This window comes from Actinomycetota bacterium (genome assembly GCA_030018275.1).
Classification (GTDB): Bacteria; Actinomycetota; Aquicultoria; order Subteraquimicrobiales; family Subteraquimicrobiaceae; genus Subteraquimicrobium.
Genome location: JASEGB010000010.1, coordinates 17,304 through 30,651 on the forward strand (window position 1 = coordinate 17,304; position 13,348 = coordinate 30,651).

At 47.8% G+C, this 13,348-nt stretch carries 11 protein-coding genes and 1 pseudogene; all 12 read right to left on the minus strand.

Features of this window, described 5'->3' with window-relative positions; all coding sequences use genetic code 11:
* Window positions 1–68 precede the first annotated feature (68 nt).
* On the minus strand, window positions 69–2,747 hold the full coding sequence (gene acsB, locus QMD66_05325; protein ID MDI6822261.1) for an acetyl-CoA decarbonylase/synthase complex subunit alpha/beta: 2,679 nt from the start codon (window positions 2,745–2,747) through the stop codon (window positions 69–71).
* Window positions 2,740–4,710, minus strand: a complete 1,971-nt coding sequence (cooS, locus tag QMD66_05330; GenBank protein ID MDI6822262.1) for an anaerobic carbon-monoxide dehydrogenase catalytic subunit — start codon at window positions 4,708–4,710, stop codon at window positions 2,740–2,742. Before cooS ends, acsB begins: the two co-directional genes overlap by 8 nt.
* Complete coding sequence (locus QMD66_05335) at window positions 4,703–5,077, minus strand: 2Fe-2S iron-sulfur cluster-binding protein (GenBank protein ID MDI6822263.1); 375 nt, start codon at window positions 5,075–5,077, stop codon at window positions 4,703–4,705. The genes cooS and QMD66_05335 overlap by 8 nt, the downstream gene beginning before the upstream one ends.
* A 15-nt stretch (window positions 5,078–5,092) precedes the next feature.
* Window positions 5,093–5,407: a 4Fe-4S binding protein gene (locus tag QMD66_05340; GenBank protein ID MDI6822264.1), complete on the minus strand. Its 315-nt coding sequence runs from the start codon at window positions 5,405–5,407 to the stop codon at window positions 5,093–5,095.
* Between the two features lie 236 nt (window positions 5,408–5,643).
* Window positions 5,644–5,823 (minus strand): annotated as a pseudogene (locus QMD66_05345) (NADH-ubiquinone oxidoreductase-F iron-sulfur binding region domain-containing protein).
* Window positions 5,799–5,930, minus strand: a complete 132-nt coding sequence (locus tag QMD66_05350; protein ID MDI6822265.1) for a hypothetical protein — start codon at window positions 5,928–5,930, stop codon at window positions 5,799–5,801. Before QMD66_05350 ends, QMD66_05345 begins: the two are co-directional and overlap by 25 nt.
* Window positions 5,923–6,408 (minus strand): NAD(P)H-dependent oxidoreductase subunit E, encoded by a 486-nt coding sequence (locus QMD66_05355; GenBank protein ID MDI6822266.1) that lies wholly within the window; start codon window positions 6,406–6,408, stop codon window positions 5,923–5,925. The genes QMD66_05350 and QMD66_05355 overlap by 8 nt, the downstream gene beginning before the upstream one ends.
* 30 nt (window positions 6,409–6,438) lie before the next feature.
* Complete coding sequence (gene cdhD, locus QMD66_05360) at window positions 6,439–7,389, minus strand: CO dehydrogenase/acetyl-CoA synthase subunit delta (GenBank protein ID MDI6822267.1); 951 nt, start codon at window positions 7,387–7,389, stop codon at window positions 6,439–6,441.
* Between the two features lie 56 nt (window positions 7,390–7,445).
* A complete protein-coding gene (gene folD / locus QMD66_05365) occupies window positions 7,446–8,300 on the minus strand; it encodes a bifunctional methylenetetrahydrofolate dehydrogenase/methenyltetrahydrofolate cyclohydrolase FolD (GenBank protein MDI6822268.1) in 855 nt (284 codons plus the stop codon).
* 12 nt (window positions 8,301–8,312) lie between these two features.
* Window positions 8,313–9,104, minus strand: coding sequence for an AAA family ATPase (locus QMD66_05370; protein MDI6822269.1), 792 nt, complete (start codon window positions 9,102–9,104; stop codon window positions 8,313–8,315).
* A gap of 5 nt (window positions 9,105–9,109) precedes the next feature.
* On the minus strand, window positions 9,110–11,056 hold the full coding sequence (locus QMD66_05375; GenBank protein ID MDI6822270.1) for an ASKHA domain-containing protein: 1,947 nt from the start codon (window positions 11,054–11,056) through the stop codon (window positions 9,110–9,112).
* Window positions 11,057–11,348: 292 nt separating this feature from the next.
* Window positions 11,349–13,046 carry a formate--tetrahydrofolate ligase gene (locus tag QMD66_05380; protein MDI6822271.1) on the minus strand — a complete coding sequence of 566 codons (1,698 nt, stop codon included), beginning with the start codon at window positions 13,044–13,046 and terminating at the stop codon, window positions 11,349–11,351.
* Window positions 13,047–13,348 lie beyond the last annotated feature (302 nt).

The following is a 13,348-nucleotide window of genomic DNA, read 5'->3' on the forward strand; positions in this document are numbered from 1 at the left end:
ATATCTCCCTCCCTATTTTAGTTGATAGTTGAGAGTTGGTAGTTGGAGGTGATAAACCTACCGACTTGTTAGAACATGGGTGGCATTTCTAAAGCTGGATGTCCCACTTTCTGCATGAATTCAAGAACTTCTTCCTCCGTGGTTGCCACCGTCTCATCGACGATCTTATCCACAAAGTCCGGCTCACCAATTTCCTTTGCCCGCTTATCGAGCATATCTTTCAATTCCTCCTTGAGTTCCTTGGGCATCCAGACAATTCTTTTGAAACCTCCATCGGCTGAGATGAATTTGGGACTGGTCAGGAAGAACTTCCCCACACCGCTGAAGCCTGGTGTCTGCTGACCCCCACCAACCATGCCAGCCATGGTGGAAAAAGTCATTCCAGAAGGTGTCATCCCAGCAAACTCCCTATTGACGACCATAACCCCATTGGTGGTGGGAAGAACGGCCACGATGCACTGGAAACACCCACAGTTCTTGAGCAGTGGACCTCCATTAGCAAAGTAACAATGCGTCTCTCGGACTGTTAAATTGTAAACAAAATCATAATCTCCTTTATTTTGCACCTCTTTTATATCAGTGATGGTATCCAAATAATAATCCACATTTCCTTGGACATTAACATTGCGCTTTTTGAGGGAAATAACTGGATCTCCTATCCTTAAACAATCTGCCCTCACCCAAGCTAGAACTCCAGCTCTACTGATAGCTACTCCATGATTACATGTGAGCGTAAGCTCCTTCCCAGATTTGGTTTTAAACCAAATCAGTCTATTTGGAGCGGGAAATTTTTGCATCGCCACCAAATTCTTAGAAATGGCACGTCCATGATTAAGTGTTAAAACTCTGGATTTTGTATATTCCTCGCCTCCTCGATGTGCATTGACAAAATCGGCTATTTTGACAGGTTTGTCATCGATGATTATTTCGGTATCTGCGACAAGACATGAGGTCATTGGGTCTTCCATCATGCTATACATGCTGACCTTTTCTATCTTGTTATGAGAGGCTTTGTAGACAAATTCATTTACCCCTTTGAACTGACCCTTAACTGGATCAATGACTTCTCCCTTGGAAACAGGCTGGTTGGGTCCGGTGGGGTTTATTTCAAAAGCTGCTTTTCCATCGAGCCAATTATAAGCCCCACAGAGCCCCAATCTTTGAGGCGAGATGATGCACACGTGATCCGGAGCAAACGATTGACAGAGGGTGCACGAGAAATAGACATCGACGCCCTCATCGGTCATGCCCGCCACGCGCTCATCTCTCTCGTGATAGATGGCTCTGGCCATCGGGAGTAACTCCTTTACCCTCTCCTCATCGGTATATATGGTGACTTGGACCTTATCCACGATGGCTGGGAAATCCGCCAAAAGTTTGGCTCTAATGATGTCGCCCAAATGGTGGAGCTTAAAGCCTTTTTCCTTGGCATCCTTGGCAATTCTTATCCAGATGATATCGCGTGAACCCATATGCATGACGCCTTGAGCACCATTGATGAAATGGTGAAGCTGCCGCTCTAAGATGGATTCGAAATCCTTTTGCATCTTGCTCCCAGCGACATGGATTAGAATACCAAGCGGAAGTAAGGACCCCTCGGAGATATCATCGATTTCCTTGCCGACGACTTCGATCTTGTTGTCCTCCACCTCATCCAGACTCTTCATCAAAAGCAGTTCAGAAGAAGGAGATTTGCCGCCCCCGAATTCCACAAAAAGATTCTCTTTCCTCACTCGTTCGCCCTCGAAGGCTGGTCCATAAGAAACAGGCACGGGTACTTCGGTCACGGTGATTTTCAGTCCCCGAACCTCAATGGCCTTGGGGACGATCTCATCGTGGGGGACACTTGAGACCACATGCTCATAGAGGCAAATGCCCGTGGGAAGTATCTGTGGGATATCCGTATCGGCAATGGTGGGGAATCCGAAGTTGATTGCCCCTGCGACTTGGGCATATTTTTCGTCGTCCACTTCTCCCAAGGCTATAACGAAGGCGAAGATGCGATGCCTGTTGTAGAGCAAAATTCGTTTAAAATCTCCGGGTTTGATTCCACCAAAGGCCATGGCCGCCCTGGCCGCGAAGCCCAAGGAGAAGACGGTCGCCGTGATATCCTTACCGAAGGGGACGAGCCTGGTCTCCCAACCCATTTGAATTCCCTCTTCGGCGAGTTGCTCCGCCATGTTCTTCCCATTGGTAGTGGCTGACATGAAAACATATAAGTTCTTCTCTTGCAGCTCCCGTGCGATTTTCACAGCGATCTCATTGGTTGGAGCGGCTCCCACTATGGCTGCAAAACCGGGAGCCGTACCGTCCACGAATTCGATTCCCCCCTCCCGCATGATCACATCATCCGCCGCTCCCAGCCAGATATTCTCATCCGTGGGACTAGCCGTCATGGTATAAGGAACGTTCTCACTCACGTACTTTATGGCCTCGATGATTTCGTCAGCAAATAGGGTGGCCATTCCAGCATCCAGTGCGGGACCAAGATAAGGCAGCCACACACGCTTGTCGGGGACTGGGGGAAGAAGCGCTTTAGCCCTCTCCAACACAGGGAGCATATCGCCTAAGGTGCTCACCTTCATCCCGGTGATACTGTAAATTACGGGCAGGTAATAACCCGTGTTGGGGAAACTCACCGCCTTATCCGGTCCATAATTCTTGAGGGCTTTTTTGAGATTTTCCTCCGCCCTTTTGACGATATTATGGGCACCTCTTATGGCAGCTGAAGCTATGATTTTAGACACGAAGCATTCTCCTCATCTCCATGTCATAAAGCACCCTTTCTATCTTCTTGTCGATTCCCAGAGCTTTCCTATTTCGGTCAATGCGATCGATCAGTATCCTTGCCATCTCCATTGGATCGGATTCATAAACCCACATCGCCCCGGTGAGATCCTCAAGTTCTCTAAATAAGAAATCGCATAGGGTCTCGCTTCCCAAGGTCGGGAAGGACACTCCAAATACGACCATCACTCCACTGGCAACGAAGTATTGACCGATGGCGATGGCCTTTTCGCTCATCCAACCGGGAGCACAACCGGCGGCGGGTATCTGGTGCATATCGTCACCCAATCCACCTTCCCTTATTATCTCAGAAGCTGCAGTTAAGATACGGCTGTTATCCACACAAGAGCCACAGTGAACCACTGGGGGCATCCCCACCGCCTCGCAGACCTCTCGCAGTCCAGAGCCAGCGAGTTCAGCTGCCTCGGGAACCAACAATCCTTCCTTGGCACAACTGATGGCGGAGCAGCCGGTGGTTAGGACCAAAACATTGTTGGCGATTAGTTCCTTGACTAGCGTGGTGTGAACGAAATCCGACTTCACGCGGGGATTGTTGCACCCCACAACGCCGACAACTCCCCTTATCCTTCCGTTAATTATATTGTCGTTGAGGAGGCGATATGAGTAGCGGAATTTTCCTCCCAGGATATACTCTATCGTCTCGTGACTGAAACCTGCGATCAGCTCCATCTTTTCCTGTGGTATATCTACATCTCCCCTTTTGGGATAATTGACGATGGCTCGTTTTATTATATCCTTGGCCACATCGATGGCATTATGGGCATGGAATTCGAGATGGATTGCACCTTGTATTTTCGCCTTTCGCGATGTGGTGACGATCTCCGTGTGATAACACTGAGCCACCGATGGTAGAGACTGCATAACGCATTGGACATCCACGACCATGACCTCAACGGCCCCAGTTGCGATGGCCAATTCCTGCTGCAGGAAATTACCAGCTATGGGTATCCCATGCCTCATCAAAAGCTCATTCGCGGTACAGCATATCCCAGCAATGTTTATCCCCCTTGCCCCAGCTTTCTTGGCTAAATCGAGTAACTCCTGGTCACGAGAGGCGATGACCATTGCCTCGGGTAATAATGGCTCGTGTCCGTGGACGATTATGTTGACTTCGTCCCTTTTAAGGACACCTAAATTAACCTTCGCCCTTAAAGGAACCGGTGTGCCAAACATGATATCCTGCAGTTCAGTGGCGATCATGGAACCACCCCAACCATCTGCCAAAGCAGTTCGACAACCATGCAGGATTATATTTCTATGATCTTGATCCACACCAATGCTCGTTCTGTGCATCATCTCCACAATTTCACGATCAATACCTCTGGGGACGATACCAAGGTTCCTCCATAACTTTTGTCTGGTTGTAGGGGCTCGCTTTATGAAGTGAAGCTCTCCATCTTGCTTGCCGAATTCTGCGAGCGCCTTCTCCCCTACTTCGATGGCAATTTGATTTTTATTCTTTCCATCCACATCCACTCCAAGAACACTCGCTATCATTTTCAGCTTCTCTTCATCTTTGATTTCATATGCCGGTGCCTCGCCTCTGGCTGCTGCCAAAAAGGTTAGGACAACCTCTCTAGCGTGATCAGAGTGGGCAGCTGCTCCAGCAGCGATCATGCGACCAAAATTTCTAGCCGCAATGACCTCAGGTGTAGCGCCACACACCCCAACCTCGGAACCGGCTTCCTTGTGGATGATTTGGCACGGACCCATGTTGCACACCCGGCAACAAGATCCCACACTTCCAAAGGAACATGGCCTTTTCTCCTTGGACCGCTGAAAGACGGTGGTTACACCCTCTCTAGCCGTCTTATCCAGCATCTTGATGCTCGCCACGCAGCTAGTTTCGGAACGAATGCTCGCAGGATTTGATGATTTACTTTTCTTCTTATATTCACTCATTAGTCACTTCCCCCACTTCATCAAGTTGTGAAATTGCCACAGCGGATAGCTGAATCTTCCTGGTCTTTGTGGCAGGTTCGATATCCGAAGTCGTGAGTACAACGAAACGCCTGGCTTCAAGGACTCTGTCCGTTCTCGTTCGCACCACCATCCCGGACTTGACCTTCCTCCTGCACGAGACGACCAATTCCTTAGCACCCTCCAATTCAACGAGGCATAACCGACACGCCCCCGTGCTTTCAAGACCCTTACAGTAGCAAAGGTGAGGAATATCGATACCAGCATGGGTAGCTGCTTCAATGATTGTTATACCGTCGGGAACGGTGACCTTTCTGCCGTCTATGTTTAAGGTTGCCAACTGACTCAATTCTCTTCCCCCTTGTTAGACCAAGATAATAGCATCGGCTTCACAAGTTGACAAACATAGACCACACTTCGTGCACTTTTTCTCCATTATGATATAGGGTTTGTTGTCAGCCAAATATGCTACATATTCGTCTCCAAGGATGGCTTCTTCGGGACAGATGCTCTTGCATGAGCCGCACATCGTACATCTTTCGGCAACCACTTTGTAGGAGATGAGATCCTTGCAGGATTTCTTGGGGCAATGCTTCTCCTCTATATGCTCCCGGTATTCTCGCTCCCTCGAAGAGAGTGAATCTGATAGAAGTTGGCCGCTTCTCTCCCCCTTTTGCATCGAGCCGTCTCATTAACCCTTGAAGAGATTAACCGAAGGAATTCCATGTCTTGGCTTATGCCCTCACCTCGTAATCTTGTCCAATATCCAAATTACCCGATCCGTCCCAGGCATGCATGGAAGGCATCTGCCACACATCTCTTTTTGGGCAAAGTCACGAAAATATTCCAATGCTTCAAGGACCGCACAATGCTCCTCCACCGCTGGTATCATGCTTTAACCACTCTTTTTCCTTCAACGGTGCCCTTTCCTTCCACAATTCTGGTGAGAATCTCCAGCATCTCATAGGTTCCAATGCGACATGGCGGACATTTGCCACAGGATTCCCTCTGAGTAAAAGAAAGGAAAAATCTAGCTATTTCCACCATGCAATCGGATTCGTCCATCACCACTAAACCACCTGAACCCATGCACGACAACCTGTCCCGGCACACACTTTCACTCTATGCTTCTTTGCTTCTCTTCTGCAGATGAGTACCTCTCTGAGGGCTTGTAAATCCTCTACGCTTTTTAATCTAGTCACCTTGCTCCTCTTCCCCTCTCAACTTTGCAACTATCCTCTTTGGATTCCTCTCTTTAGAGACCACATCGTTGATGACTACAACGGGAGCTAGGGCACAACAACCAACACAACTGACGGTCTCCAAAGTGAATTTTAAATCATCGCTGGTCTCTCCATCTTTTAAACCTAAATTGGTCTCAAATTCCTCAAGAATCGCATGCGAACCCCGAACATGGCAAGCTGTACCCATACATACCCTGATGATATTCTCACCCCGAGGCGTGAAATAGAAACGGGTATAAAACGAGGCCACCCCATAGGCGTGAGCGAGGGAGATATCGAGCTCTTTCGCGATGACATTCATCGCATTTTCCGGAAGATAACCAAACTCAAGTTGAACGTCCTGCAAAATATGGACGAGTACTCCTTGTTTGCCCTCATATTTTTTCACTATCTCTCGAGTCTTTTCTAACTCTAAGCAAGCACAAATTTCTCCCATGAAACCCAACCTTCCTCGTGGAATTTAAGCTCATTCGCCTTCGATCAGGAGATCGATTACCCTTCTCACCAATTTTACGGCTTCGGGGTGGCGCATGATCAAAATATTTGCGCCAGCTAAGCCCAAGCTTATCGCGGTAAGAGCTTCCCATAAAATACCGCGTTTTTTGACATCCCCCCAGGAAGGTTCATCTTCCTCGGTGGCTCTAGCCTCTTTAGCTCTCCAAGCTTCCCTGCCCAAATTACAGACCAGGGGCATCTGCATCATTGCATCGTTCTGCTGCAAGGCCGCCAATTTATCCCTCTCCATTACCGAGTAGGTATATTCCAAACCATAGCCCAGAGCCCCGGTCGAGGGATCCATGATCACCCTCTGGGCATCGATTCCCAAATTTGTTATTAAAATGTTGAGTTGTTTTGCCATGTTCACATCTATGGGTGTTTGTCCGGACACAACATGGTCAAAACCCAATGCAGCAGCAGTTATGGATTTATAATTATCCTCCTGAGCTGGACCGAGAACTATTCTTCCCCCATGAGCAACCTGAGCTACTTTCTTCAAGACCTCCATATCCTTTTCAACATTTCCTGAACCGTAAACGATTAGAGGAATGGAAATCGCTTCTAAAACGGATTTGACGGTTTCAGCAGCTTCATCGGGACTGCGATTCTTTCCCGTGGGATCCGTTCCCAAGAGCTGGAGACAGATTAAATCAGCTTGATACTGGTCCTGACACTTCTTAGCCCATGCCGGTGGATCATTGATTACATCCTTGAAGGGTTCCAGGGCGACTTCAGACCATCCTTCGGGAACCACATCATAAACCTCCATGGCTATAACGGGCTTGTGAGACATCTCCCCTTCGAATAAATAGAAGGGAAGGGTATTTTCTCCGCCAACGGTTATTTGAGAGTTCCCACTTCCGATGGTTACCTCTCTGATCTTGCCCATATATTTCTCAAAGGGCGGTACAAAAGCCATTTAAACCCCCCTCATTATCAGTGATTCAAGTGATGAAGTGATTCGAGTGATTCGAGTTACTTTCTCGCGGATTGGATCTTGGCTGCCTCCACGGTATTCTTCAGAAGCATACCTATGGTCATTGGGCCAACTCCTCCAGGCACTGGCGTTATGGCAGCAGCCTTTTCCTTCACCGCTTCGTAGTCAACATCGCCCACCAATTTATCATCCACTCTATTGATGCCTACGTCGATTACAACCACGCCCTCCTTGACCATATCCGCCGTAACCAGTTTTGGATGTCCCACGGCAACCACCAAAATATCGGCTCTCCTCGTGTGAGAGGCCAGATCCCTTGTCTTGGAATGGCAGATGGTGACCGTAGCATCATTATGTAAGAGCATTAAAGCCATGGGCTTCCCAACGATGTTACTTCTTCCAACCACAACAGCATTTTTGCCTCTGATTTCCACACCCGTCCTCATCAACAGCTCCAATACCCCATGGGGTGTACATGGTGGATAGCGGATTTCACCTATGGTCAAATTGCCCACATTAAAGGGGTGAAAACCATCAACATCCTTCTTAGGATCAACGGCATTTAAAACCTTTTGGGTATCGATGTGGTCGGGTAATGGTAACTGAACGAGGATGCCATGGATCGAAGGATCATTATTTAAATCATCGATGAGTTTTAAAAGTTCTTCCTCGGAAACATCTTTAGATAAAGAATATTTTTTCGATAAGATACCTAGTTTCTCACAAGCTCTCTCTTTCTGGCGAACATAAACCAGGGATGTAGGATCCTCGCCAACCAAAATAACCGCTAATCCGGGGATGATACCCCCCTCTTTAAGGATTTTTATCTCTTCTGATAACTCACGGTAAATGCTGGAGGCTACCTCTTTCCCGTTGATGATTTTCGCCGTCATCTTTGTACCTCCCTAAGTGATTTTCCTACGGCTCGTCTGGATAGCCAAAAGCTCCTCCATAATTCCGTCCACGGCTTGCACGGCTTTTGAGGTCTCCGGGAGATCCAGCAGGGATCGATGTTCTATATCGTAACGGGGAATGAGCTCATCATTTGGTACAATTCCTGCCAGTTTAAGCTCCCCTTTTTTCAACTCGCTTAATACCGAAGGATGAGGTTTCCCTTCTATCCGGTTGATTATCAGGAAAATCTTTTTAATCTTCAATTTTAGTTCACTTGCCAGATCTCTTATCTTTACCGCCGTTTCGACGCCTCTTAAGGTGGGATCGGAAACGACCAAAAGGAAATCCACATCCCTTGTTGTACGTCTACTTAAATGCTCCATTCCAGCTTCATTATCTATCACCACATATTGGTAGTTTTCTGATAAAGCATCCAGGCATCTCCTTAAGATTGTATTGGCATAGCAATAACATCCCGGACCCTCGGGTCTTCCCATACTCAGTAAATCGAACTTCTCGGACTCCACTAAAGCCTCCTGGATCTTGAATTCGATGTATGTATCCTTCGATATTCCAGGTGGTAGTTCACGGATGCTCTCCAATACCTCTTCCCGAATACTACCCACGGTGGACTTAAGTTCCATCCCTAAAGCTTCGTGCAGGTTTGTGTTGGCATCGGCATCCACTGCCAAAATGGGTATCTCTTCCGTTCGGCATAAATATCTGATGATCAACGCAGCAAGAGTAGTTTTTCCGGTGCCACCTTTGCCAGCTACAGCTATCACGCGACTCAACAAACTCACCACGGCTATATCGCTTTCCTCGTAAGGGCTTTTATCCTTCCCTTCATGGAGGGGAAAAGGTCCACATTGGTGTGAGGAAGAAAGAGTGCCGAAACGTATCTCTCCATGAACTTGGAACTGGTACTTAAATCAAGGTAGGACATTTTCTCGGCGATTTTTTTGGCTTTCTCCTGCATTTCCCGCGATAGACAAGCGAAACAAGCACCGAGCAAGGATCCATTCCCTATGAAAATGAACTTCTCCATGGGAAGTTCCGGTAAGAGACCGATGGTTATGGCTTTATCGATCTCCAAATAGTTTCCAAAGGCTCCAGCGATGATGATATTTTCTATACCCGAGAGCTTGAGATCTAAACTCTCCACCAACACCGTTATCCCTGCAAAGACAGCCGCTTTAGCCCGCATCAAATTATCGATATCGGCCTCGGTGATCACGATGTCTTTACCCGTGGCCGTTTCGTTAGCCCAGGCCAAGACGTATTCAGCTCCGTATGCTCCCTTTCGAACACGAGGGGTCTCAAGTTCCAAATTTATCTTTCCCTTCTGGTTGATCACCCCGGCCAGGAATAGTTCAGCCACAGCATCGATGAGACCAGAACCGCAGATCCCTAATGGTTTCGTGAGACCGATCGTTATTATCATGGGTTCAAGAGTCACTGGATCAATGCGAATTTGCTCTATAGCTCCTCTTGTAGCTCGCATGCCGTGTTTAATGCCGCCGCCTTCAAAGGCGGGACCAGCTGAACATGAGCAAGAGAGCAACCAATCGGAGCAACCCAAGACCATTTCTCCATTGGTCCCCACATCCATATACAATGTGAGTATATCCTCCTCTAAGAAATTTGAAGCAAGAATTCCAGCCGTTATGTCGCCACCTACATAACTCGCTACACAGGGAGAACAGTGGAGATAGGCTTGGGGAATGACATCTATCCCCAATTCTTCACACTTCACCCAGGGGAAAGAAGTAGCAGCTGGGATGTATGGCTCTTCTCTTATGTATTTGGGGTTAAGCCCCAGGAGGAGATGGGTCATCGTTGTATTTCCCGTTGCTGTTAGGATGGCAATGTGCTCCGATTTTATCTTCGCCTTTTTTATCAGTCTCTCGATCAATCCATTAATTGTGGAGACCACGAGAGATTGCAATTTTGCCAGCCCACCTTCCTTCGTTGCAAAGATGATCCGGGCTATTACATCCTCTCCGTAAGTTATTTGAGCATTATAGTCTGAACTTTCAGCCACGGTATGGCCCTTGTTAAGATCCATGAGACGTGCCACGATGCTCGTGGTACCCACATCTATGGCTACACCATAATGCTGGGAGGTCGTGTCGCCCGGTTCCACCTGCATGAGTATGATCTCGGAGCCCGTATTCAAAAGGGTCACCGTGATATCCCAATTGCTTTGCCTGAGGATATCGGGTAGTTTCCGAGCAACGGAAATATGAGTGATGATGTTCTTTATGTGATGCTTCACACTAAGCTCCCTTTCGATCCGAGACAGGTCACTTAAGCTATCATCCAAAGAAGGTGGTTTTAATCTCAAATGAACCTTCCTTGCAGCTGGATCGAGTTTTACGCTTACAAGGCGCGCCTCCCATTCGGGGGTGGACAAAATATGCCCATAGGTGGGAACCCTTCTTTCCCTCTCCAAAATCTGCCTATCTGCCAACCTGGATTCGATGGGGACTCTTACTTCGAGATCACTCTTGATCGCAGAAGAACAGGCGAGTACATAACCCTCCTTTATCTCCTCAGTTGATAGCATTGTCGTCGGCTTTGTGTCCACTATTCCCTTCTCTACGATCACCCGACATTTACCGCAGGTGCCATCGCCGCCGCAGAAGGCATTGATATGCACCTCAGCAGCTATCGCCGCTCGCAGGAGATTCTCTCCGTCTTTCACTCGAATCCTTCGATTGCTGGGATAAAATATTACGTTATACTCCTTCATGATCTCGCATCTCGTTGTTCGTTGTTAGCCAAACTACCTTCCAACTCTCTCACATGGTCCACCGTTCACCCTAGTTTGCTGGTTTGTTAGTTGGTTGGTTTGCTAATTGATTCTAGCAAACTGGCAAACTAGCCAACGAGCCAACCGAAGCTAAGCAGCGAGTAGGCTCGCAGCAGCTAGCACTCGGAGGGATGCCCCAAACAATATAAGTGTTATCAATGTTCGTGAACATTACAACCAACTACTTACATACTAACAACCGCCTTAGACTACTTACATACTAACAACCGCCTTAGAACAGTCCAACAATTCTCCCGTGCTCATCGATATCGACGTGCACGGCTGCGGGCACCGAGGGAAGTCCCGGCATTGTCCTCATTTCACCACAAATGGGGTAGAGGAATCCAGCACCAGCGGAGGCTCGGATGTCCCGAATGGGAACCTTAAATCCCCTTGGTCTCCCCTTCAAATTGGGATCGTGCGAAAGGGAGAGATGGGTCTTGGCCATATTTATGGGTAATTTATCGAATCCCTGTTTCGTGTATAGCTCTATCTTTCTCTCAGCTAAGGGAGCATAGTCCACACCATCCGCTCCGTAAATCTTGGTGCAGATGATCTCGATCTTTTCCTTAATGGGAATATCCAAGGGGTAAAGAAAGTGGAAACTATTTGGTTCCTTGCAAACTTCGACCACGGCTTGGGCTAATTCGATGGCTCCTTCTCCACCTTTGGCCCAAACCTCTATGGGGATGGCATATTTGGCTCCCGCTTGTATCGCTTTTTCCTTTATCACCTCGATCTCTGCCTCGGTATCCGAGGGAAACCTATTGATGGCAACGACGACCGGAACGCCAAACAATAACATGTTTTCAATCTGCTTTTCCAGATTTTCGCAACCCTTTTCCACGGCTTCGACATTCTCCTTCTCCATGAGTTCCCTATCGATTGATCTACCGGGAATGGCTTTGAAGCCACCCCCATGCATCTTCAAGCCCCTTACGGTGGCGGTGAGAACCACGCAATCGAGTCTCAAATTGCCGTAACGACACTTTATGTTGAACATTTTTTCCGCTCCACAGTCAGCACCAAAGCCGCTTTCAGTGACCACATAATCGGCCAATTTGAGCGCGATGTGGTCGGCGACGACGGAGTTGTTGCCGTGAGCCACGTTGGCGAAGGGACCAGCATGCATGATGCAGGGGGTGTTCTCAAGGGTTTGGATAAGATTTGGTTTTAGAGCATCCCTAAGTAGCGCGGCCATGGCTCCCGCAGCCCTCAAATCCTCCGCGGTTACAGCTCGACCATCGTAGGTACTCCCCACAACTATGCTACCCAATCTATTCCTAAGATCCTTAAAATCGGTTGCCAGAGCCAGAATGGCCATAACCTCCGAAGCCACGGTGATATCAAAGCCCGTTTCCCTTGGAATACCATTCTCACGACCCCCGAGTCCGATTATGACGTGTCTCAAAGCCCTATCGCTGATATCCACAACCCTGGGCCAAGTGATAGAGAAGAGGTCTATACCGAGTTTGTTTCCCTTCAAGATGTGGGTATCCAGCATGGCTGCCAGTAGGTTGTGAGCAGCCCCCACGGCATGAATATCCCCAGTGAAGTGCAGATTTATATCCTCCATGGGGACAACCTGAGCGTAACCGCCTCCACATGCACCACCCTTGATGCCAAAAACGGGGCCCATGGATGGTTCGCGAAGGGTATTTATTACATTCTTCCCTATTCTGGCCAAAGCCATGGTAAGCCCAATGTTTGTGGTGGTCTTTCCCTCCCCCAAGGGCGTAGGGGTGATCGCCGTCACGGTGATGAATTTACCATCCGGTCTGTCCTTAAACCTTTCCAAAACATCAAGGGAAATTTTGGCTTTATACTTACCATAGAATTCGATTTCATCCGCCAAGAGCCCAATTTGCTCCGCTATCTCGGAGATGGGTTTCAATTTCGCTTCTTGAGCAATTTCAAGATCGGTCTTCATGAGAAAAAACCCCTTTTTTTTAAAATATACAATGCCTTTTAAGTAGATTTTAGAATTTTACCTAGCAAAAGGGTAGCCCCTTCCTATAGAGAAACTTAAATTACCGCCACCGTTGCAATTTCGTGAAAAAACTCACAAAACACATTTTTGATTCACTAAAGTGGTATCGAAGAAAACAACTTTAAATTAATGGGTGTTATAAATCCAGGTAGTAAAACTTATTGAGGATAGTTCCATCAATATACCTTCTGTTTCGAAGAAATCTTAAAGGGTAATTTCCCGATGAGCCAAGAATTATCCAC